At 68.3% G+C, this 22267-nt stretch carries 23 protein-coding genes; 2 read left to right on the forward strand and 21 right to left on the reverse strand.

Going from position 1 to position 22267, the window contains the following annotated elements:
* Window positions 1–47 precede the first annotated feature (47 nt).
* Window positions 48–1343 (forward strand): EAL domain-containing response regulator, encoded by a 1296-nt coding sequence (locus FHT36_RS23215; protein WP_169124829.1) that lies wholly within the window; start codon window positions 48–50, stop codon window positions 1341–1343.
* Complete coding sequence (locus FHT36_RS23220) at window positions 1333–2148, forward strand: response regulator (protein ID WP_246702405.1); 816 nt, start codon at window positions 1333–1335, stop codon at window positions 2146–2148. The genes FHT36_RS23215 and FHT36_RS23220 overlap by 11 nt, the downstream gene beginning before the upstream one ends.
* Window positions 2149–2213: 65 nt before the next feature.
* Here the strand turns inward: FHT36_RS23220 and FHT36_RS23225 are convergent, their stop codons facing one another.
* The 21 genes from FHT36_RS23225 to fliI form a co-directional block, all read right to left on the reverse strand.
* A complete protein-coding gene (locus FHT36_RS23225) occupies window positions 2214–3890 on the reverse strand; it encodes a methyl-accepting chemotaxis protein (RefSeq protein WP_169124830.1) in 1677 nt (558 codons plus the stop codon).
* Window positions 3891–4009: 119 nt separating this feature from the next.
* Window positions 4010–4681 carry a response regulator transcription factor gene (locus FHT36_RS23230; RefSeq protein ID WP_169124831.1) on the reverse strand — a complete coding sequence of 224 codons (672 nt, stop codon included), beginning with the start codon at window positions 4679–4681 and terminating at the stop codon, window positions 4010–4012.
* A 310-nt stretch (window positions 4682–4991) separates the two neighbouring features.
* The gene (locus tag FHT36_RS23235) at window positions 4992–5837 is read right to left on the reverse strand and encodes a protein-glutamate O-methyltransferase CheR (RefSeq protein ID WP_169124832.1); all 846 of its coding nucleotides are present in this window, start codon (window positions 5835–5837) and stop codon (window positions 4992–4994) included.
* The gene (locus tag FHT36_RS23240) at window positions 5834–6979 is read right to left on the reverse strand and encodes a chemotaxis response regulator protein-glutamate methylesterase (RefSeq protein WP_210257952.1); all 1146 of its coding nucleotides are present in this window, start codon (window positions 6977–6979) and stop codon (window positions 5834–5836) included. Before FHT36_RS23240 ends, FHT36_RS23235 begins: the two co-directional genes overlap by 4 nt.
* Window positions 6979–7356 (reverse strand): response regulator, encoded by a 378-nt coding sequence (locus FHT36_RS23245; RefSeq protein ID WP_169124833.1) that lies wholly within the window; start codon window positions 7354–7356, stop codon window positions 6979–6981. The genes FHT36_RS23240 and FHT36_RS23245 overlap by 1 nt, the downstream gene beginning before the upstream one ends.
* Entirely contained in the window at window positions 7357–7869 is a 513-nt protein-coding gene (locus tag FHT36_RS23250; protein ID WP_169124834.1) for a chemotaxis protein CheW, read from the reverse strand.
* Window positions 7866–10553, reverse strand: coding sequence for a chemotaxis protein CheW (locus FHT36_RS23255; RefSeq protein WP_169124835.1), 2688 nt, complete (start codon window positions 10551–10553; stop codon window positions 7866–7868). Before FHT36_RS23255 ends, FHT36_RS23250 begins: the two co-directional genes overlap by 4 nt.
* 90 nt (window positions 10554–10643) lie before the next feature.
* Window positions 10644–11201: a hypothetical protein gene (locus FHT36_RS23260; protein ID WP_169124836.1), complete on the reverse strand. Its 558-nt coding sequence runs from the start codon at window positions 11199–11201 to the stop codon at window positions 10644–10646.
* The gene (locus tag FHT36_RS23265; protein ID WP_169124837.1) at window positions 11198–11587 is read right to left on the reverse strand and encodes a hypothetical protein; all 390 of its coding nucleotides are present in this window, start codon (window positions 11585–11587) and stop codon (window positions 11198–11200) included. Before FHT36_RS23265 ends, FHT36_RS23260 begins: the two co-directional genes overlap by 4 nt.
* The gene (locus tag FHT36_RS23270; RefSeq protein WP_169124838.1) at window positions 11584–12168 is read right to left on the reverse strand and encodes a rod-binding protein; all 585 of its coding nucleotides are present in this window, start codon (window positions 12166–12168) and stop codon (window positions 11584–11586) included. The genes FHT36_RS23265 and FHT36_RS23270 overlap by 4 nt, the downstream gene beginning before the upstream one ends.
* 50 nt (window positions 12169–12218) lie before the next feature.
* Window positions 12219–12620 carry a hypothetical protein gene (locus FHT36_RS23275; protein ID WP_169124839.1) on the reverse strand — a complete coding sequence of 134 codons (402 nt, stop codon included), beginning with the start codon at window positions 12618–12620 and terminating at the stop codon, window positions 12219–12221.
* 2 nt (window positions 12621–12622) lie between these two features.
* The gene (gene fliR / locus FHT36_RS23280; protein ID WP_169124840.1) at window positions 12623–13378 is read right to left on the reverse strand and encodes a flagellar biosynthetic protein FliR; all 756 of its coding nucleotides are present in this window, start codon (window positions 13376–13378) and stop codon (window positions 12623–12625) included.
* Between the two features lie 7 nt (window positions 13379–13385).
* Window positions 13386–15467, reverse strand: coding sequence for a flagellar biosynthesis protein FlhA (gene flhA / locus FHT36_RS23285; protein ID WP_169124841.1), 2082 nt, complete (start codon window positions 15465–15467; stop codon window positions 13386–13388).
* A 27-nt stretch (window positions 15468–15494) separates the two neighbouring features.
* Window positions 15495–15761, reverse strand: a complete 267-nt coding sequence (gene fliQ / locus FHT36_RS23290; RefSeq protein ID WP_169124842.1) for a flagellar biosynthesis protein FliQ — start codon at window positions 15759–15761, stop codon at window positions 15495–15497.
* 1 nt (window position 15762) lies between these two features.
* Window positions 15763–16170 carry a flagellar hook assembly protein FlgD gene (gene flgD, locus FHT36_RS23295; protein WP_169124843.1) on the reverse strand — a complete coding sequence of 136 codons (408 nt, stop codon included), beginning with the start codon at window positions 16168–16170 and terminating at the stop codon, window positions 15763–15765.
* 90 nt (window positions 16171–16260) lie between these two features.
* The gene (gene flbT, locus FHT36_RS23300) at window positions 16261–16674 is read right to left on the reverse strand and encodes a flagellar biosynthesis repressor FlbT (RefSeq protein ID WP_169124844.1); all 414 of its coding nucleotides are present in this window, start codon (window positions 16672–16674) and stop codon (window positions 16261–16263) included.
* Complete coding sequence (flaF, locus tag FHT36_RS23305) at window positions 16671–17018, reverse strand: flagellar biosynthesis regulator FlaF (RefSeq protein WP_169124845.1); 348 nt, start codon at window positions 17016–17018, stop codon at window positions 16671–16673. The genes flbT and flaF overlap by 4 nt, the downstream gene beginning before the upstream one ends.
* Window positions 17019–17032: 14 nt before the next feature.
* Window positions 17033–18082, reverse strand: a complete 1050-nt coding sequence (locus FHT36_RS23310; protein WP_169124846.1) for a flagellar hook-associated family protein — start codon at window positions 18080–18082, stop codon at window positions 17033–17035.
* 3 nt (window positions 18083–18085) lie between these two features.
* Window positions 18086–19540 (reverse strand): flagellar hook-associated protein FlgK, encoded by a 1455-nt coding sequence (gene flgK, locus FHT36_RS23315; protein ID WP_169124847.1) that lies wholly within the window; start codon window positions 19538–19540, stop codon window positions 18086–18088.
* Between the two features lie 32 nt (window positions 19541–19572).
* Window positions 19573–20829 carry a flagellar hook protein FlgE gene (locus tag FHT36_RS23320; RefSeq protein WP_169124848.1) on the reverse strand — a complete coding sequence of 419 codons (1257 nt, stop codon included), beginning with the start codon at window positions 20827–20829 and terminating at the stop codon, window positions 19573–19575.
* A gap of 109 nt (window positions 20830–20938) precedes the next feature.
* Entirely contained in the window at window positions 20939–22261 is a 1323-nt protein-coding gene (gene fliI, locus FHT36_RS23325; RefSeq protein WP_169124933.1) for a flagellar protein export ATPase FliI, read from the reverse strand.
* Window positions 22262–22267: the final 6 nt, after the last annotated feature.

Here is a 22267-nt window from a genome sequence, read left to right on the forward strand (position 1 = left end):
CGCCTTGGGCAATCTAAAAGATTCAGGCGCCGCGAAAGAGGGATTCCATGTCGGAGGAACGCGATCCGGTCAATCATCGTGCCGGGCGCGCAAGGCTTCGGCGGATCCTCATCCTGGACGATGACGACGCCTTCCGGGAGGACTTAGCAGAATACCTCACACTCGCCGGCCACCAAGTGGATCATACCTCCCAACCGGAGACTTTGACCCCGGCCCGCATGTGCCAGATCGACCTGCTCCTGCTGGATCTGAACATGCCGGGCATCGATGGCGTGGACGTGCTGCGCAATCTCTGTCGCTGCGTGCTGAGCCCTCAGGTGGTCCTCATCAGCGGAAGTGACGTAGATGTGATTGCGGCCGCCGCGGAGGCCGGGCGCATGAGCAACATCCGCGTCCTTGGCACGCTGCACAAGCCGTTCGATCCCGAAGAGCTGCTGACTCTCATCGGGGGTGATGCGGCCCAGGAGTTCGATCGTGGCGCCCCCGGCGGCGCGCCGTCTGAGGCGCAGGTGATCGCCTCGGTGGAAGCTTCCCTCGCAGCCGGCACCGTGCCGGTGATGTTCCAGCCCAAGTGCCGCCCGGACCACCGCACCTTCGCGGGAGCCGAGGCGCTGCTCGGCGACGTGTGGCCCGGCCTCGGCCGGATATCGCCATCTGCCGTGATCGCGGCGGCAAGCGTGAATCAGGATCTGATGCGACGGCTCACGCTCCGCGTGGTCGAGACCGCCACGCGGGGCGCCGCGGCGTGGCAGCAGGCCGGCCTTCGCGGCCCCGTCAGCATCAACATGCCCATCGACGTGCTCACCGAGCGCCAGGCGGCCAGCCTTCTGGCCGCCGCTGTTCGCAATGCCGGGCTCTCCCCCGCCGACGTCATTCTGGAGCTGACCGAGGACGCGCTCTATGGCTCCTCCAGCGATGCAATGATGGCGATCGCCCAGATGCGCCTGGCGGGATTCGGCATCGCCCTGGACGACGTAGGCCAGCGGCAGAGCGGGCTGCTCCAGCTGGCCCGCCTGCCCATCACCGAGCTGAAGGTCGACCGCGCGCTGATCGTGCAGTCCCGGGGCACGGAAAAGTCGCGCAGCATCCTCGAGGCGCTGATCCAGCTCGGCCATCGCCTCGGCCTGAAGGTGGTAGCCGAAGGCATTGAGACCGAAGAGGATTTGTCACGGGTCAAGGCGATGGGGGCCGATCTGGTCCAAGGTTATCTGATATCGCGCAAACTTGCCCTTGCCGAACTGATCGCGATGTTCAAGGAATGGACCAAACCGGACACCACAACCGGGGACGTCAAGGCCGAAGAAGCCCAACGCGAGGACGCCAAGCCAGATAATGCGCAATGACAGCTCCAAGCAGGGCCTGGGCGAAGCGTCCATGGCCGAGCCGCAGGTGCTTCTGGTCGATGATGACCCCGACGTGCTGGAAGAGCTGCACGACGGCCTCTCGATGCTCGGCATCCCCTCCCTCACCGCCACCACGGCCGTGGAAGCGCTGGATCTCGTGCAGCGCAACGATCCGCTGAAGGTGATCGTTACCGATTTGCAGATGCCCCGCATCGACGGCATCGAGCTGCTGCAGAAGCTCTCGGTGCGGCGCCGCAAGCACCCCATGGCCGCCATCGTCATCACCGGCCATGCCTCCCTCGATCGCGCCGTGGGCGCGCTGCGCCTCCAGGCGGTGGACTTCCTCCAGAAGCCGCTCGCCGCCGAGGAGGTGGCCCATGCCATTCACCGCGCGCTGGCCATCGTCGAGGACGAGGCGCTGGCCGCGAACGGTGAGGACGATCCGCCCGCCACCATCGCCCGGCCCAATTACATGAAGGCGCTGGTCGCCGCCCGCGCCGACCGCGACGCCATCTTCCAGGCCGGCCTGTTCTCCGATCCCGCGTGGGAGATGATGCTCGACCTCGCGGTGGCCGAGGCGAGTGCCCGGCCCATCTCGGTCACCAGCCTGTGCATCGCCTCCGGCGCACCCACCACCACGGCGCTGCGCCGCATCGATGAACTGGAGGAGGTGGGACTGGTGAAGCGCGTGCCGGACGCCCGCGACCGGCGACGCATTCTCGTGGTGCTGACCGAGCTGGGCCGCAGCCGCATGGAGGCCTTCGTGCAGCGCCAGGCCGACCGCTTCGGCATCAAGCTCGACTGACCCGCTTCCGCAAATGAAAAGGGCCGGTGTCTCGCGACACCGGCCCTTCTTTTTTGTGCCTTGGATCAGGCCGCCCGGAGGGTGGAGACGAAGCTCGTCACCTCGCGCTGGAGATCCTGGGACTGCTCGGAGAGGGCCGAGGACAGGCTCATGAGCTGGGTCGCGGCGGAGCCGGTCATGCCGGCGGCCTGGCCAACGCCCGACATGTTGCTCGTCACCTGCGTGGCGCCCTGCGCCGCACGGTGGGTGTTGGCGGCGATCTCGCTGGTGGCGGCCCGCTGCTCCTCCACCGCGCCGGCGATGATGGCGGTCAGGTCGCGCACGTTGTTGATGGTGGTCACGATGCTCTGGATGGAGGTCACCGTGGCCGAGGTGGCGTGCTGGATCTCGCCGATCTTCATGGAGATCTCGTCGGTGGCCTTCGCCGTCTGGGCGGCGAGTTCCTTCACCTCGGAGGCGACCACCGCGAAGCCGCGGCCCGCATCACCCGCCCGCGCCGCCTCGATGGTGGCGTTGAGGGCGAGCAGGTTGGTCTGCTCGGCGATCTCCTTGATGAGGTTCAGCACCTGCCCGATGGACTGGGCCGCCTCGGAGAGCTGGCGGATGTTCTCGTTGGTGCGCTCGGCCTCCTCGGCCGCCGAGCGGGCGATGACCGCCGAGTTCGAGACCTGGTCACTCATCTCGCGGATGGAGGCGGACAGCTCCTCGGCGGAGGCGGCGACGGTCTGCACGTTGTCCGAGGCACCCTCGGCGGCGAGCGTCACCGACTGGGCCTGGCGGGAGGTCTCCTCCGCCGTGGCGGAGAGGTTTCGGGCGGCGTCGGCCACCTCGCCGGACGAGCCGGAGAAGCGCTCGGCAAGGGCACCCATGCGGCTCTGGAACGAGTTGGCGATGCTGGCACGCTCGGCAACGAGCTGCTGCGCCATCTCCTCTTCCTTGCGCTTCTGCTCGACGCGCAGCCGCTCATTGTCGGCAAGGCCGTCGCGGAACACCTCGAGGGTGCGGGCGATGTCGCCGATCTCGTTCTTCGTCTCGCGGTTCGGCACATCGGTATCGAGGGCGCCGCCGGCGATCTTGCCCATGGCGTCGGTAACGCGGTTGAGCGGGCGGGTGATGCCGATGACGATGAAGGCGACGGCGCCGAGGCCGAGCACGATCTGGACGCCGATGGACACGAGCAGCACGAACCGCGCCTCGGCATAGTCCGCATCCGAGGCGTTGGCTGCGGCCTGCGCGGCCTTGTCGTTAATCTCGACGTTCTTGTTGAGGCTGATCGTCAGATCGTCGAAGGCCGCGACGGTCTTGGTGGCGAGATCGATGGCCCCCTCTGTATCGCCGGCGCGACGCTTGGAGACCATGTCCGCCTGCAGGGCCACATATTCGGCCCAGTGCGTCATCGTCCCGTTCCACAGCTCGCGCTCCTCGGGAGCCGAGATCAGCTTCTCATAGGTGGAAATGGCCTTGCCAGTCTCCGACATCAGGCGCGTGGTGCGCTCGGCCAGAGCGGCAACGTCCTTGGGGTCGGTCACCATCAGGGCGCGCATGCCGGCGACGCGAAAGCGGGTCATCTGATACTTGACCTCGCCGAGGGCGCGCACGCTCGGCAGGAATTCCCTGGCGATGGTCTCGCCGTTGTCGTTGATGTGGCTGAGCTTGTTGAGGGCCAGAACCCCCTGTCCGGCCGCCAGGGCGACCAGGACGAGGTAGAGGCCGATCAGTGTGCTCTTGACGGTCAGACGCATTATCTGTCTCCCTTCTCCGGGCTTTTGAGCTTGTCTTGAATTTGAAAGACAAAGATCCGTGCCGTCATAGTCATCGAAGCTGGATTGGGGCTTGCGATCCTGCGGCCGACTTCGGGCCTTCAGCCCACGTACTGGTAGCCGAGATAGCGGCGGGCATCGATCACGTCGCGGCCGAGCTTCAGGCGCAGCTTCTTGCGCAGCTTGCTCATGTGGCCCTCGACCACGCTCTCGTCCACGTCCTCGTTGAAGATGCCGTAGATGGTGTTGAAGATCTGGGTCTTGGTGACCCGGCGCTTCGAGTTCTTCACCAGATATTCGAGGATGTGCCGCTCGCGGCGCGGCAGGGCCAGCGGCTCGCCGTCCACTTCCGGGTCGCGGCCATCGAAGAACACGCGCAGGCGCTCGTCGAGCGGCATCTGGATGTCGCCCGAGCGCACCCGCCGCCACACCGCATCGGCGCGGGCCACGATCTCCCGCACATGGACGGGCTTGCGCACCACGTCGTCAATGCCGGCGGTGAAGAGTTCCAGCGTCTGGGTGAGGGACTTCACGTCCTCCAGCGCGATGATCGGGGCCTGGCTGTGGGAGCGGATGAGGTCGGGATAGGTGATCCGCGCGTCGGATTCCCCGATCAGGAAGCTTTCGACCGCGCCGAGATCCTGATCCGAGGTGGTCTCGATCCAGTCCCGAAACTCGCTACCTGAGAAGCTCTGCGAAGAAAATCCTTCGCGGGAGAAGGCCGACACATAGCTTTCAGCAACAGACGCACGCTCATCAACGACCACGTACATGATACCCTCCATCATGTCACAGCATTTCCGCGCGGTCGGCGTCGATGTCTTAATGACTTATTGACGGGCCGAACGACACAAAATCCCTATGACGAGGCGGGAGAGCGAGCAATCTGAAGAGTAACGGGTTTGGGAGCGAATTGATTGCCAGATCGGAGCGACCTCGGGATCACCCGGCTCAGAAGCGCCGAAGCCGGCGGCGGATGCTGGATCCGCGACGCCGGCTTCGGATTTATCGACCCGTCTTGCTCCGGATTGGCTCCGATCCGGAATGATCCCTCAGCCGCCCGGCGACCGGGAAAGACGCCAGCTACCGCCGGGCGGCGACTATCGTCGAGGGCGCGCGGGTGTGGACGTACGTGCCGCGATGGTCCGGCAGCGGACGGAAGGCATCGCAGATGCCGATCGCCGTCTCCGCCCCGCCGAGCTGGAGGAAGCCGTCGGGCGCGAGCTGGCGCGACATGCGCAGCAGGATGTCGGCCTTGGTGGGCACGTCGAAATAGATCAGCACGTTCCGGCACATGATGAGATCGAAGGTGCCAAGCCCACCGAAGGGTTCGAGGAGGTTGAACTTGCGATACTCGACGACGGACTTGAGCTGCGGGATGACCTCCCACCAGTCGCCCGACTTCACGAAATACTTGAGCAGCTGCTGCACCGAGAGGCCGCGCTGCACCTCGAACTGGTTGTAGCGGCCGGCGCGGGCCCGCTCCAGCACGTCGCTGGAGATGTCCGTGCCGAGGATCTGCACCCGCCGCCCGCCGGTCAGCTCCGGCCGCTCCGCCAGCAGCATGGCAATGGAATAGGGCTCCTGCCCCGTCGAGGCGGCGGCGCACCAGATGCGCAGCGTGTGCGTCTTCAGCCGCGCCGCGCACAGGGCCGGCAACAGCGAGCGAGCCATGTCCTCGAACGGCACCTTGTCGCGGAAGAACAAGGACTCATTCGTGGTCATCGCCTCCACCACCGCCTCCGCGATGATGGGCGCCTCGTTGCTCTTCAGGATTTCCGCCAAGCGCGCGAAGTCAGGAATCGCGAAGCGGTTGAGCAGCGGGATGAGGCGACTTTCCAGGAGATAATGCTTGTCGTCGGTCAGGATGAGCCCCGACTTCTCTTTCAGGAACCGGGCGAAGAACTCGTAGTCCGCGGGGCGGATCATCCGCGCCTCCTCGCAAGCATGGCGATGACCTTGGGACCGATGGCCTGGAGGGGGAGCACCTCGCTGGCGTTCCCTGCGCTGGCGGTGGCGCCGGGCATGCCCCAGACCACGCTTGTCTCCTCGTCCTGCACGATGACGCTGCCGCCCGCATCGGCGATGATGCCGGCCCCGCGCGCGCCGTCGCTGCCCATGCCGGTGAGCACGAGGGCCAGCGCGTTGCGGCGGTAGATCTGCGCCACCGTGTCGAACATGGGGTCCACCGCCGGCTTGCAGAAATTCACCGCCGGCCCGTCGGACAGGCGGATGAGGGTGCGCGGCCCGTCGCGCTCCAGCAGCATGTGCTTGCCGCCGGGGGCGATGTAGATGCGCCCGGCGCGCAGCGCCTCGCCATCCTGCCCCTCGGCCGCCTGCCGCCCCGCGGCGCGGGTGACATGCTCGGCGAGGAGCGCGGTGAAGGTTGGCGGCATGTGCTGGGTGATGACCACCGGGATGCGGTCGATATAGGGCCCGAGCACCGCGAAGAGGCGCGTCAGTGCCTGCGGCCCCCCGGTGGAGCTGCCCACGGCGATGAGCGAGACGTCGGACACGGAATAGGGTCGCAAGCGGATCGGCCCCCTCGGCTGGCTGGGCAATGCCGCCGCCTGCGGCTGGGCGGTGGGCGGCGGCGCGAGCGGCGCGCGGCCCGCCTGCCGCAGCACCTTCAGGCCGAGGCTGCGGACCTTCTCCATCAGCTCGCGCTTGAAGTCGTCGGTAGCAAACGTGCCCTTGGTGGCGTCGGGCTTCGGCAGATAGTCCGCGGCGCCCAGCGTGAGCGCCTTGAGGCTCACCTCGGCGCCACGGCGGGAGAGCGCCGAGGCGACGATGACGGTGGTGTTGCGGCGCTGCTTCAGGATCAGCGGCAGGGCGGTGAGTCCGTCCATCTCCGGCATTTCAAGGTCTAGGATGACCACGTCGGGCTGCACCCGGTCGAGATCGCCGAGCGCCGCCTTCCCGTTGGAAAAGGTGCCGACAAGCTCGAAGGCGGGGTCTTCCGACAACCAGCGCGAGACGATGCCGCGCACGAACACGCTGTCGTCCACCACCATCACGCGGATGGCGGAGCCGAGCGCGGACGTCGCCGGCGGGGAGATCGATTGCGGCATCAGTCCACCCTGTCCAGGAGGCCGACGGCCTCGAGCTTCTCGCGCAGGATTTCAGAATCGAAGGGCTTCATGATGTATTCGTCCGCCCCCAGCGAAACGGCGCGGGCGATGTGCTCCATGTCGTTCTTGGCGGTGCAGAAGATGACCTTCGGCGCGCGCCCGGCTTCGCTCGACCTGAGCTGTTCGAGAACGGCGAGGCCGTCCGTCACCGGCATGGACCAGTCGAGCAGGATGGCGTCCGGCATGGCGCGGGCGCACATCTCCAGCGCCGGGGCGCCGTCTGCCGCCTCCTCCACGCAGAAGCCGAGATCTTCGAGGATGCCGCGGGCAACCTTGCGGACGACGCTGGAGTCGTCCACCACGAGACAGGTCTTCATTCAAAGCTCCGCGCGTTTGCCGGCATCCTGGCGGGCGACGGCCGAGCCGGCCCGATCGAGCACCAGGTCCACATTGAGGATCAGCATCAGGTCGCCGGAGAGGCGATGGACGCCGGCGGCCACCTGCGCCCAGCGCGGGTCGAGGTTGGCCGGGTTGGCTTCGCGGCGGGCCGCATCGAGGGAGAGCACCTCGCCCACCTCGTCGATGATGAGGCCGAAGGCCTCGCCGTGGTGCTCGATGCCCACCGCCATGGGCGCGCCTTCCGCGTCGGGCAGCGACAGCAGGCGCCGCATGGCCACCATGGTGACGATGCGTCCCCGCAGGTTCAGCACGCCGGCGATCTCGCCGGGGGCGAGCGGCACGCGGGTGATGGCCTCCGGCACGAACACCTCGTGCACCAGCGCGATGGGCAGGCCGAACAGCTGCGGCCCGATGCGTACCGTGACGTACTGGACGACGTCGTGCGCGGCGGTCGGCGCTGCCTCGTGGGTCAGGGGCGTATGGGCGTTCATGCGGCAATTCCCTGTCGGCCGGTGAATTCCTTCAGCGCGGCGATGAGGCCGGAGCGATCAAACTTGGCAACACAGTCGGTGAAGCCGACGGCGCGGCCCCGCTCCAGCGCATCGCGGTCCTGCGCGGTGGCGAGCGCGATGATCGGCACCTCGCGGATGCGCGGGTCGCCACGCACGGCGGCGGCGAGGGCGAAGCCGTCCATGTCGGGCAGGTCCACGTCGCTGACGATGGCGTCGAAGCCGTCCTCCGTGCCGAGCCGCGCCAGCGCCTCGCCACCGGAGGCACAGGCCGTGACCTCGTAGCCGTTGCCGTTGAGCATGGGCGCCAGCAGGTCGCGGTGGAACGGGCTCTCATCCACCAGGAGCAGGCGCGGCCGCTCGGACGAGCGCACCAGATGGCGGAAGCGCTCGCCGAAGGCCACCTGCACGTAGAAGGCGACGTCGAGGATCTCGGTGGCCTGGCCCGACAGCACCGCGGCGCCGAGCACCTCCGGCATGTTGGACGGCGACAGCTCCATGTCGAGCTCGGCCTCCACGATGTCGACGATCTCGTCCACCACGAGGCCCATGACCCGCCCGCCATCGGCGAACACCAGCATGGGCTGGGTACCGGCGGCCACGCGCTGGACCTCCTCGTTGGCGTAGAGCACCGGGATCAGCGCGCCGCGATACTGCAGCACCGGGTAGCCGTTGACGCGCTCGATGCGTGCCACCTCCAACTCCTCGATGCGGGTGACGAGGCCGAGCGGCACCGCCTTGAGATCGCGCGAGCCGGCGCGGAACAGCAGCAGGGACGAGCGCTTCTGGCTGGCGCGCGACTGCCGGCCGGCGCCGTGATGGCTGACCTCCTCCGCGGCGCCGCCGCGCGCCGCCGCATGCTGGGCGAGGCCCGCGGGATCGAGGATCATGATGACCCGCCCGTCGCCGAGGATGGTGCTGCCGGAGACCATGGGCAGCTGGCGGAGCGCCGAGGCCATGGGCTTCACCACGATTTCCTCGGTGTGGGAGACCGCTTCCACCACCACGCCGAAGGTCTGGTGGCCCACCTTCATCACCACGATGAGCGCCCGCTCCCACAGCGCCTCGTCGCGCCCGTCGCGCTCCGGCGAGAGGCCGAGCAGGGCGCCGAGGCTGACAATGGGCAGGAGGCGATCGCGCAGGCCGAGCACGGGCGAGTTGTTCAGCCAGGTGATCTCGTGGTCCGAGCCCGCCTGCACCCGCACCAATTCCTCCACCGCGCTCTGCGGCAGGGCGAAGCGCTCACCGGCCGCACGCACGATGAGGGCGGGGACGATGGCAAGCGTCAGCGGGATCTTGATGACGAAGGTGGAGCCCTCGCCCTGCCGCGAGCGCACATCGACGGTGCCGCCGATGGATTCGAGGTTGGAGCGCACCACGTCCATGCCGACGCCGCGGCCGGAGACGTTGGTCACCTTCTGCGCGGTGGAAAAGCCGGCGTGGAAGATGAAGCGGAACACCTGGGAGTCCGGCATCTTCGCCAGTTCGGCCTCGGTGGCGAGGCCATTCTCCAGCGCCTTCTGCTTGATGCGCGCGACATCGAGGCCGCGGCCATCGTCGGAAATCTCGACGATGACATGGCCGCCCTCGTGATAGGCGGAGAGGCGGATGAGGCCGCGCTCGGACTTGCCCGCGGCGCGACGCTGCTCTGGCATCTCCAGACCGTGGTCGGCGGAGTTGCGGACCATGTGGGTGAGCGGGTCCTTGATCTGGTCCAGCACCTGCCGGTCCAGCTCGGTATCGGCGCCCACCTGCTCCAGCTCGATCTGCTTGCCCAGCTCCTGCGCGAGGTCACGCACGATGCGCGGCAGCTTCTGCCAGGCGTTGCCGATGGGCTGCATGCGCGTGCGCATCACCGCCTCCTGCAACTCGCCCGTGACATTGGACAGGCGCTGCAGGGAGACCTTGTATTCCGGCTCGTCGTGGCGACGGGCGATCTCCATCAGCTGGTTGCGGGTCAGCACCAGCTCGGAAACCATGGTCATCAGCTGTTCCAGCACCCCCACATGAACGCGGATGGACTGGGCGGCGACGCCATGGGCCTCGCCGGCCTGAGCCGCGGCGTGGGTGGCATCGGCGTCGGCCTTGGGCATGGCCGGCGCCGGCTTGGGCGGGGCGGCCTGGGCGGCGGGAGCGGGCACGGGCGCGGGCGTGATCGGGTCCACCTTGGTCTCGCGGAAGATGCGGTCCAGCTCGTCCAGCGGCAGCTCGCCGGGCAGCAGCGGGCGCTCCAGCGTCTGCGCCAGCTGGGGCGGCGGCGCCGGTGGGGGGGGACCTGCGGGGGCGTCCACGGCCTCCGCCATAGCCTCGAGGAGGGAGATGAGATCGCGGTCCTCACCCTCGGGCTCGGAACCCTCGGTCTCCTCCACGTGCTGGAGCAGGAGCTTGATGCGATCGATGGTGGAAAGCACCAGCCCCACCGCATCGGTGGTGACGGGCCGGCCCTCGCGGAAGCGGTCCATCAGCGTCTCGGCGGCGTGCGCGAGGGAGGCGAGGCGAGGCAGGCCGATGAAGCCGCAGGTGCCCTTGATGGTGTGCACCAGGCGGAAGATGTTGTTCAGAATCTGCGCGTTATTCGGGTCCTGCTCGAACTTCACGAGCTCCACGTCGGCGACGTCGAGGCTCTCGCTGGTCTCGGTCAGGAACTCGCGCAAGAGATCATCCATGATCCTGGCTCCGGGGCGATGCGGCGGGGCCGCGGCTGATGTGAGGGATGAGGCGCCGGGCGCGAAGGGCGAAGGTGAGGGCGCGCATGGTCAATGCCCGCCCTTGGCCGGCTTGGCGTCGGCCTCGCCGTGGCCGGACTTGTCGCCGGACTTGCCTGCCGGCTTCTCGCCCGAGGAACTCGCGACGTTGACGCCGACGCCGGTGCGCATGTCGGTCTTGTCGATATAGTTGAGGGAATCCACGAGCACTTCGCGGATCACCTCGCCCTTGAGATACGTATTGGTACTGGACTTGATACGGCCCATCATCTCGGGAAGATTATACTTGGTGATCTTTCCGCTCTCGATGCGACCGTTCACATAGATCTCGCTGAAGGCGGCGTTCACCGCGAACACCGTGGGCTCCATGGGCAGCTTGCGCAGCTCGGCCGCATCAGCCGTGATGACGAGCTTCGCAAGCACATAGCCCTGCAGCTTGCCGTCCACGATCATGGGCACGGTGATGGCGGGCAGGCGGCGATATTCGAGGCCGGCGAGATAGGGGTCCTCGCTCTTGCGCGGGGCGCCCGCGGCATACCAGGCGGCGGCGTAGCTGGAGCCGAGGCCGACGAGGCAGGCCCACACGCCGATTATGACGAAGCGGATCATGCGCCCGCTCCCGAGCGCGCGGGGTGGGCCGAATAGGTGCCGTCCGACTCCGCCTCGGCCAGGGCCCGGTCGAGAATGGCGCCCACCTCGCGCGCGGCGGCGATGCGCAGGGCGATGACATATTGATTGCGATCGAGCTTCGCCTTCAGCCGCGCCAGCCGTCCGGCGGTCGCCGCGTCGAGGCGGTCCGGCAGGCCGCGGGCGACGCGGCTCAGTTCCAGCAAGGCGCGGCTCTTGCGCCGGTTGATCTCCACGAGATCGAGGGCGCCGCGCTCCTCGAACGCGACATTCTCCAGATCGATGGTCTCTTCCAGCCGGTCGAGGGCGCTGATGAGTGCGACGACCGACGGCGGGCGGGCGAAATGCAGATCGCTGTCGAAGCTCATGCCGCACCTCCCTTCGCCCTGGCGAAGACGGCGGAGGACTGGCCGAGGCGCGCGGCGAGGCCGATGCCGCCGGCGCGGGCGGCCTCCTCGCCCACCTTCTGGGTCAGCAGCGATTTCCAGGTGTCGCCGGCCGTGCCGGCGCCGAACATGGAGGATTTCGAGGTGGCGCCCTTGGCCGGCATCATGGTGTCGAGGAACTGGGAGAGCACCATGGCCTCGAACTTCTGCAGCGAGGCGGCGCCGGGCGTGCCGGCGAGCGGCGCGGCGCCGGCGGCTCCGCCCGCATGGTGCGGGCCGAGGGCGTGGGCGTTCTTCAGCCCTGTGAGGCTGGCGCCGGAAAAGGCGACGCCCGGCGGGATCAGTGCCGCAGCAGCGGCAGCCGCATCCTTGTCGCCCCGGGCGGTGGCCTTGTCCGCCCGCGCAACCGCTTTCGCCTCGGCGACCGTGTCCAGCTCGGTGCGGAAGGCACCATCGGCGGCGGGCGCGAGCGACTGAAGCTTGCCCATCACCTGCCGCGCGCGGGCGGCATCGGCGGCCTGCATCACGTCGAAGACGAGGTCGGTCGGCGGTGAGATGCCCATGGTGCGGCTTCCATCGAGAACGGTTCGGACGCCACCCTGCCCCGCCATGCTTATGCGAGGCTTGCACGCCCGCTGGATACGAGACTCGCCTCGGCGATCTCGTCGGTGGCGGTGCGCTCGGCTTCGGCGCGGGCGAGCCGTCCGGTCGCCTCGGCATGGCGCTCGGCGCGCTTCAGGGTGAAGCTTTCCGCCTTCACCTGACCGGCGGCGGCCACCTCGGCGGCGTGCGCCTGCTGGCGGGCGAGGGCGACGCGCTCCAGCCGCCGCGCCACGTTCTCCAGCATCAGCGGGGCGAACCGCCCGTCATCGAGGGCAGCCACAAGGTCCGCCGTCTCGCCATCGAGCCTCACCCCCTCGCGCACCGCCTCCGCACGGCGGGTCTCGGCGGCACGTTTCAGTTGCCGTTGCACGGCAACGAGGCGCTCGGCTTTGCGATGTCGCTCCTTGACCATGCTCAGCCCGCCTTCAGCCATTGGGAGAAGGCGACGAGGAAGGCCGAGAGCAGCGGCTCCACGCTCACATAGAGCAGCAGCAGCCCGCCGGCGGTGACGAAGGGCGTCGCCACGAAATAGACCGGGATCTGCGGAGTGAACTTGTTGATGAGGCCCACGGCGAAATTCACCATCACCGAATAGAGGATGAAGGGGCCGCAGAGCCGCACGGCCACGAGAAACACCGCCGACATCTGGTCCACGAGATCCACCAAAGCCGGCCGCACGGCGAGGAGGCTGCCCGGCGGCACGCGGGCGAAGCTGTCCACCAGCCCCTTCACCAGCTCCAGATGCAGGTCGGCGACGAAGATCAGGGCTGTGGCGGAGAAGACGATGAGGGTGGCGAGGATGGGCAGTTGCTCGTCCTCCTCCACCGACGCGCCCGGCATGGGAGAGACGCCCACCGCCTGGGCGATGAAGCTGGTGGCGAACTGGAGCGCCGTCACATAGAGCCGCGCCAAAAGGCCGATGAGGAGGCCGGTCAGAAGCTCCCCGGCGATCATGAACACGAAATCGCCGGAGCCCGCCGTCCGCACCTTCGGCGCCACCTGGTCCAGCACCAGCGGCAGGAAGGCGAAGGACAAAGCGAGCGCCAGGAACACCCTGACGCGCATGGGAATATGCCGGCCGCCGATGCCCGGCATCAGCATCAGCGCGCCGCCCACCCGGCAGAAGACGAGAAAGGCGGCGAGCACCGCCTCGCGGGCCAGGAGGCTCATGCGCGGCTCACGAGATGGCGCCTAGCGCCTTGATCTCCACCCCGCGGGCGATCTCCACGTGGGAGAGCACCGGCAGCGAGGGGAACATGCGCTCCACGATCATCCGCACATAGGGCCGTGCATCCGGCGCGGTGACGAGCACGAAGGGCGCGCCCGCCTTCATGCGCTCGCGCACGGCGGTGGCCGCCTCGGTGCCGAACTGCTCCACGAGGCGCGGATCGATGTCGAACTCGATCACTTCGCCCTTGGCGTCGCGCTTGAGGCTCTGGTGGAAGGCGAGATCCCAGCGGCTGCCGAGGCGCAGCACGTTCAAAACGCCACCCTCGGCGAGATCGCCGCAGATCTGCTGTGCCATGCGCATGCGCACATGCTCCGCCACCTGCTCGGAGCGGCGGGCATGGGGCACGATCTCCGCCACCGCCTCGAGGATGAGGTGCAGGTTGCGGATGGAGACGCGCTCCGCCAGCAGGAGCTTCAGCACCGCCTGCAGGCCGGAATAGGAGATCTGCGCCGGGCAGATGTCTTCCACGAGGCGCTTGTATTCGGGATCGAGCCTGTCGATCAGCGACCGCATGCTCTTGTAGGAGAGAAGCTGCGGCAGGTTGTTGGCGATGGCCTCGGAGAGGTGGGTGAGGATGACGGTGAGGTTGTCCACCGGCGCGAAGCCCTCGCGCTTCACCTCGGTGGCGTAGGCCTCGGGAATCCACATGGCCTTCATGCCGAAGGCCGGCTCGCGCGCCTCGTCGCCGGGCACGTCGGGCGGCGGCCCGTCGCCCACCACGACCAGCAACTCGCCGATGCGCATCTCCTGCGCCGCCAGCACCGTGCCATGCATCTTGATCTGATAGCCCTTCGCCGGGGCGGCGAGGCTTTCCGTCATGCGGATCTCGGGCACCACGAAGCCGTAGCGCAAAGCGAACTTGCGCCGCATCTTGCCGAGGCGGTTGCCGAGTTCGGAAGGCGTGCGCAGCACCTGCGTCGCCAGTTGCTTGCCGACGCAAACCTCGATCTCGGCGGTCTTCAATTGCTCCTTGACCGACTCCCGCGCCTCGCGGTCTGCCTGCTGCTTCGCATCGGCCTCCCGCGCATCGGCCTCCGCCTTCTGCCTGGCGAGCTGGCGGGGGACCGACCAGCCGACGAAGGCCATCATGCCGCCGATGATGGCGAAGGGCAGGAACGGCAGGCCCGGAACGAGCGCGAGGGCGAAGAGGAGGCCGGCGGCCACGAACAGCGCGCGGGGATAGGCCCCGAGTTGGCCCAGCACCGCCTTTTCCGCCCGCCCCCGCGTGCCGCCCTTGGAAACGAGCAGGCCGGCGGACAGCGAGACGATGAGCGCGGGAATCTGCGAGACGAGGCCGTCGCCCACGGAGAGGCGGGTGAAGATGTCCGCGGCGTCCGCGATGGGCATCTTGTGCCGGGTGACGCCGATGATGATGCCGCCGAAGATGTTCACCGCGATGGTGATGAGGCTCGCCACCGCCTCGCCGCGCACGAACTTGGAGGCGCCGTCCATGGAGCCGAAGAAGGCGCTTTCCTCCTCCAGCTCGGCGCGGCGGCGCTGGGCCTGCTTGTCGTCGATGAGGCCCGCATTGAGATCGGCATCGATCGCCATCTGCTTGCCCGGGATGGCATCGAGCGTGAAGCGCGCGCCCACCTCCGCGATGCGGGTCGCGCCCTTGGTGATGACGAGAAAGTTCACCGTCACCAGGATGAGGAACACCACGATGCCGATGACGAAATCGCCGCTCATGACGAGCTGCGAGAAGCCGTGGATGATGTGCCCGGCCGCACTCACGCCGTCCGAGCCGTGGGCGAGGATGAGGCGCGTCGTCGCCACCCCGAGGCCGAGGCGCAGCAGCGTCGCGATGAGGAGGACGGTGGGAAAGGCGGAGAATTCCAGCGGCTTGTCGATCCACAGCGCCACCATCAGGATCAGCACCGACAGCGCGATGGACAGCGCGAGGCCGATATCGATCAGGGCGGGCGGGATGGGCAGGAACAGGATGGCGAGGATCCCCACCATGCCCATGGCGAAGCCGATGTCGCGGCGCGAACCCTGCGCCGCATCGCGCACCGTAATGTCGGACATGCGTCAGGCTCCCCCGCAAACGTGGGCTCAGAAGCCGCTGGCGATGCGGCCGTAGATTTCCTCGGTGAAGGCCATGATCTGGGCGCCCATGAAGGAGCCCGTCACGGCCGCGACCACCAGCACCGCAACGATCTTCGGCACGAAGGTGAGGGTGACTTCCTGGATCTGCGTCAGCGCCTGGAACAGGGCGACGAGGATGCCGATGAGCATGGCCGCGGCGACCGCCGGTCCGGCGGCGACGAGGATGGTCCAGATGGCCGAATGGACAATGCCGAGCGCATCCGCCTCGTTCATCTCAGCTCACCGTCACGCCGGGGCCGATGAGCAGGCTCTTTCCGTTGGAGAGCTGCGCCAGCGGCCCGTCGGTGGTGATCTCCACCGAGGCGACCTTGCCGCTGATGCTGCCATCGGCGGAGGTCACGGTGTGGCCCAGCGCAAGGTTGGCGGTCTGCAAGGCGCTGGCGGCGAGCAGGGATTCCAGCTTCGCATTGCTCGCCACCTGCTGCTCCACCTGAGAGAAGGAGGCGAGCTGGGACATGTAGGCGGTGGAATCCATGGGCTGGGTCGGGTCCTGGTTCTGCAACTGCGCCACCAGGAGCTGGAGGAAGGCGTTGTAGTCGATGCTGTTCGCCTTGCCGGCCGAGGCCGTCTTGCTCGTTGCGGCGGCGCCGGCCGCGGACGCGACGCTCTGGACCTGGGTCATGCTGCGATCTCCTTTCGCCCCCTTCTCGCCCGCGAGGATTGCGCGAGGCCGACCTTGCGGAGGGCCCTGCGGGCAACCGTGCGGAGCGCGTCAGGCGACTTTCGGCGGCACGGCGCAGTTCAGGATCGCGTCCTCCTGCGGGAACATGCCGCGCAGCGCCTTCAGCGCCTCGAACGTCCGGCCCTCGCCGACGAGGCGGCCCGCTTCGTCGAGGTTCATCAGGATCGTGGCCTTGGTGAAGGTGGTCATCAGCGACGCCAGCTGGCGAAAGAACAGCCGGCGGGCGGCATCGGCATTGGCCGGGTCCACCAACAGCGACTGCGCGACGAAATAGAGCTGGCGCAGCGGTGTGGTGGTGTCTTCCGGCTGCATCACGTGGCTCTCCAGCAGGAAGGTCGCGTCGTTGAGCAGTTCCAGCGTCACCTTGCGGTCCACCTGGAAGACGGCGCCATTGAGAAACAGCTTTTCGCCGGCCTTGAGGGAGATGTGCATGGATTTCGTCATTTCAGACCATCCCGGATCGCAATATTGACGTCGATGAGCATGGGGATGTCGCCGCCCGTGCCGGAGATCAGCCGGTCACACTCCTGGATCACCCACAGGCCGAGGGACGCGAGAGTCGCGCGCAACTCGCGCGGCAGCTCGTTGTTGGCGTCGGCGAGATCGGTGATGAAGAAGCCCCAGAGCTTCTGCAGATAGGCGACCGCTGCCAGCACCTCGCAGGAGCCGGGTTCCGCCTTGGCTGCGAGGGTGAGCAGATTCACCGCCTGGTCGAGGGCGAGGCGTTCACGCTCGCGGTTGAGCGTCGCGGACTCATCAAGTATTTCCGCGTAGGAGAAACGGTACATCACGCACCCTCATGTCAGATGTAGTTCAGGATGCTCAGCTGCATCACCTTCGAGGTGGTCGCGTAGGACATCTGCAACTGCGTCGTCAGGGTGTCGAGGCGGGTCTTCGCCTCGGCGGGATCGACCCCTTCGAGGACGTTGATCCTCTGGTCGACGAGATCGGAAACCTTGGCGAGGGCCTCGTCCGCCGCATCGACGCGGGACTTGGACACCCCGAGCTGAGCCGACAGGGAGATGACGCCGCTCACGGCCGCGCCGGCGACGGTGACGGCCTTGTCGAGCACCACCTTGCGGGTCGCCTCCGAGAGGGTCGCCGTGCCAAGCTCCGACACCATCGTGAATGCCATGGCAAGGTTGCGCATGGCTGTCGTGTTGGCGGTGGTGGTGACGGGAACGCGCGCGGTGTCGGAGATCTGGCTGGTCAGCGCCTCGTCCGACGCGCCGGACCAGTTCGCGCCCCACGCGGGATCGGCGAACAGGTCCGCGAACGCGCCGTTGAGGAAGGACGACATGTCGGCAGCAGAGATATCCGCCACCTTCGGGTCCCCCTGCGGATCGGCGGGATCGAGGCCGAAGGCGCCGGCGAAGGCGGCATCCACCGTCGCCTTGGGGCCGGTGGCATAGTCCGCCATGGGTGGCTCGGCGCTGTTGATGCCGGCGAACAGGTAGCGCTGCCCGTCGGTGGCATTGAGATGGGCGGTCAGTGCATCCAGCGCCGATTTGGCCTGATCCGCGAGGATGGCGCCGGATGAATTGCCCGCTTGCCCGGCGAGGATGTCCTTCAGGAAGAGGTTGGCATCGTCGCTGATCTGGGAGAGCGCCGCCTGGCTGTGGCCGATGAGGCTGGAGGCAAGCGCGTTGCCCTCCTTCTGGGAGCGAATGGCCCCGCGCGCCAGATGCAGCGCCACGCTCTCCCCCGTCGCGACACCCAGCGCCAGGCCCACGTCCGCCTGACGGCCGGTGGCGATTTCGGTGGTGGCCTTGGAGATGTCCGATTGCAGCTTCGGCAGCGCCGCGCGGGACGGGGAGGTCCAGGCGAGGGTGGAGATGTAGGTGCTGCGCATGGCTTAGCCGATCATCTGGAAGAGGCTGTCATAAAGCTGGTTCACGACGCCCATCAGCTTGGAGGTGGCCTGATAGCCGCGCTCCAGTTCGAGCTGGCTGGCATATTCGTCGTCGAGGTTCACGCCGGTGGCGGCGGAGAGCGCGTTGGACGCCTGCGCCAGCACCGTCTTTTCGGAATCGAGCCGCGTGTCCGCCGCCTTGCGCGCGCCCTGCAGCCAGCTCACCGAGGCGGTGGCGAAGGAGACGAGGCTCTGGTTGTCGGAGAGCTGCGCGGCGCCGTCATAGGTGCGGGGGGCGTCAACCGCCGCCACCATCTCCTTGAGCCGGCCGGCGAAGCTCGCGGCGCCCGTGGTGTTGGAGGCGAAGGCCGCACCGTTCATGCCGCCGTCGCGCAGCAGGCGGATGTCGCCGCCCTGCGCGACGTCCACGGCCGCATTCACCGCCAGCGTTCCCGCAAGGCCGCGCGCGAGACCGCCGGGCACGGTGGCGCTCCCCGCCGCCGGCACGAACAGGCCGGCGCGGACAGTGCCGGCGCCGTCAGCCTCGGCGAAGGCGTCCACCAGCCCGCGGGCGAGCTCATCCAGCTGGGTCTGGTAGGTGCTCGCGGCCGTCTCGCGCAATTGGGTGAGGCCGGCGATGCGACCGCTGCGCACCGGCATTGTGGCATCGCGCCCCGTCACCGACACGCCGTCCACGAACACGCTGCCGCCGTCCCTCTTCGCATCGAGCGTATGGGACGGAGTGAAGCCCACCGTGCGGGCGGTGGTCTCGAACAGGGTGGCGCCGCCCTCGGTGTAGATGACGATGTCGTTGTTGGCGCGCGTCACCGTGGAGATGCCGATCTCCTCGGAGAGCCTGGCGAGGATGGCATCGCGCCGGTCCAGCGCATCGGTCATGTCGGCGCCGGCGGCGGTGCCCTTCACGATGCCGCTGTTCTCCGCCTCGAACTGGTGGAGCAGGTCGTTGACGTTGCCGACAGAGGTGGCGATGGCCGCGTCCGCATCCGTGCGCACCTGCTGCACCGTGTCGGTGGCGGTGTTGAGGGAAGAGGCGAGGTCCTGCGCGGCGGTCACGGCCGCCTGGGCCAGCGTCATGTCGTCCGGCGTATCGGCGGCGCGGGTGAGGGCGTCCTTCAGCGTGCCGAGGCGGGCGACGGGCGACGTCGGGTCCTGCGGGTCGCCCACGGTCTGGGCAAGGCGGTCGAGGCCGCTGGCGAGGGCCTGCTGCGCGGCGCTGTCGGAGGTGGCGCCGAGCATCCGGTCGAACAACGCACTGCCTGTGGCGCGGGTGATGGAAACCACCCGCACCGATCCGTCCGCCGCCGTGGTGGTGACGGCGATCTTCCGCGAGGCGGAGGCCTCGCCCGCTCCTGCCACGTTGCGGCTGGACAGGGCGATCTTCGCCGCATTGGCGGAGAGCGAGGACTGCGCCGTGTTGAAGGCGAGGGAAAGGCTCATGATGCACCCGTGCGCGGCGCGGCGGCGTCAGATCAGCGCTTCAGGTTCATCAGCACGTCGAGCAGCTCGGTGCCGGTCTGGAACACCTTGGAATTGGCGGTGTAGTCGCGCTGCGCCACGATCATGCGGGTGAGTTCGGAGGCCATGTCCACGTTGGACTGCTCGGTGGCGCCGGAGAGCAGCGTGCCGACCCCGCCCTCATTGGGAAAGCCGATCTGGATGGCACCGGATTCCAGCGTGGTGGTGTAGGCATTGCCGGTGAGCGGCTCCAGCCGGTCGGCGCTCTGAACGGTGCCGAGCGGGATGCGGTAGATGGCGGATTTCCGGCCATTGGCATCGGTGGCGTAGACGATGCCGTCCTTGGCGATGGAGAAGTCGGAAATGGCACTCGGCGCATTGCCGTTTACGCTGGCGGTGAACGGCGTGTAGGGCGCCGCGAGCTGCGACATGCCGGCAAGATCCAGCGTCAGCGTCGCCCCGTTCGGCACGGCAAGCGAGATGCTGTTGCCCGAGGCGAGCTTGCCGGTGGCGTCGAAGCTCAGCGTCTGCGTAGACAGCGGCCCGGACGCATAGGGGAACGTGCCGGTGGCGGGCGCGCCGGCGCGGTCATAGACCGCGAGCTGCCAGGTGTCGGGGCTCGCCGCGGTCTTGGTCAGGTAGAGATCGAGCGTCACCGCATTGCCGAGATTGTCGTAGGCGACGAGCGAGGACTTCTCCGAAAAGCTCGCACCCGCAACGTTGGCGCCGGCGTTGGGGGCGGCGGCGACCGCCGCGTTGGATGGCAGGTTGGCCGCGAACGTGCCCTCGGTGGAGGGCGTCGCCGCGAGCTTGGTGTTCTGCAAATTAATGGGCACGAGGCCGGCCGTGCCGTTGAGCACCACGTTGGGGTCGCCGGCCGAGACGTCATAGCCCATCAGGGTGAGGCCGGCGCTGTTCACGAGGTTGCCGGTGCTGGCGTCCACCTGGAACGAGCCGGCGCGGGTCAATTGGGTCTGGCCGGAGGGGTCGGTGACGAGGAAAAAGCCCGAACCCTGCACCGCGAGATCGGTGGAGGACGAGGTGTAGTTCAGCGCGCCCTGCTGGCTGATGGCGTAGCGCACGTCCGTATTGACCGAGCCGGATTGATATTCCGTGCCGCCGGTCTCCAAGAGAAGCGAGGAGAATTGCGTGTCGGCGCGCTTGTAGCCCGCGGTGCCGGCATTGGCGATGTTGTCGGAGACCGTGCCGAGCAGGTTGGATTGCGCGGTCATCCCCGACACGCTGGTGCGCAGCATTCCGTAAAGGCTCATGGCTCGGTCCTCATCGCGGTGTGGAGGGGGCGCGCCGTCCGCCGGAGGGCGGAGCCTGCGCCAGTGTCATTGGCGCATCTGAGGGCGGATGGCTTGCGCGGGGCTGGAGTCAGGCCTTCAGCGCGGCCGCGAGATCGGAGAAGGCGGCAAGGCTGGGCGGATCGCCGGGGTCCTGCCGCAGGGCGTCATAGATGCGCGGCACGATGGCCACCGCCTGGTCCAGCTCGCCATCGGCGCCGGGCTGGTAGCCACCCATCAGGCGCAGGTCGCTTGTGTCCTCGAAGCGGGCGATCATGGCCTTCAGCCGCCGCACCAGATCGCGCTCCGGCTCGCTCCACACCTCGCCGGCCAGCCGCGAGATGGAGCCCAGCAAATTGATGGCCGGAAAGCGCCCCTGGTCCGCGATGGCGCGGTCGAGCACGATGTGGCCGTCCAGCGTGCCGCGGATGGCATCGGCGACGGGGTCGTTGTGGTCGTCGCCATCCACCAGCACCGAGAAGATGCCGGTGATGGCCCCCTCCCCCTCCATGCCCGGCCCGGCCCGCTCCAGCAGCTTCGGCAGCGTGGAGAAGACACTCGGCGCATAGCCCCGCGCCACCGCCGGCTCGCCCGCCGCCAGCGCCACGTCGCGCGCGGCATGGGCATAGCGGGTGACGGAATCGACGATGAGCAGCACGCTTTCCCCGGCATCGCGGAAATACTCCGCCACCGCCAGCGCCGCCTGCGGGGCGAGGCGGCGCATCATCGGGCTCTGGTCGGAGGTGGAGACGATGACCACCGCTCGATCACGGCTGGCGGCGAGCGGGCCTTCGAGGAATTCGCGCACCTCGCGCCCGCGTTCGCCCACCAGTGCCACCACCACCGTGTCGAAGCCGGCCGAGCGCGCGAACATGGAGAGCAGCGTGGACTTGCCCACGCCCGAGCCGGCGAAGATGCCGATGCGCTGGCCCTCGCAGATGGGGGTGAAGATATCCACAGCGCGTACCCCGGTGACGAGGGGCCGATGCACCCGCCCGCGCGCCATGGCCGGCGGCGGCTCCGCATCGAGCGGCATGCGGCGGGGGCCATGGGCCAGCGGCTCGGGCCGGTCCAGCGGGCGGCCCAGCGCGTCGATGACGCGGCCCTTCCAGGAGCGATCCGGGCTGAGCGCGAGGGGGCCGATGCGGAAGGCCGGCGTGCCAATGCCCACCGACACCCGCTCGTCGAACGGCTTCACCACCGCGCCAGCGGCATCGATGCGCACGACCTCGCCGATGCTGGTGCCCGACGCCTGCTCGAAGCCCACCCGCTCGCCCAGCGTGACGAAGCTGGAGAGGCCGGAGACCCGCACATGGGTCGGCGCCACCTCCCGCACGATGCCGCCGACGCGCACGAGGGGATGCTCCTCCATCCCGCTTTCCACGGCGTGGCGCAGGCGCTGAAGCGCGTTCATCGGGGG

The sequence above is a fragment of the Xanthobacter sp. SG618 genome (assembly GCF_012932745.1).
GTDB classification, from domain to species: Bacteria; Pseudomonadota; Alphaproteobacteria; order Rhizobiales; family Xanthobacteraceae; genus Xanthobacter; species Xanthobacter flavus.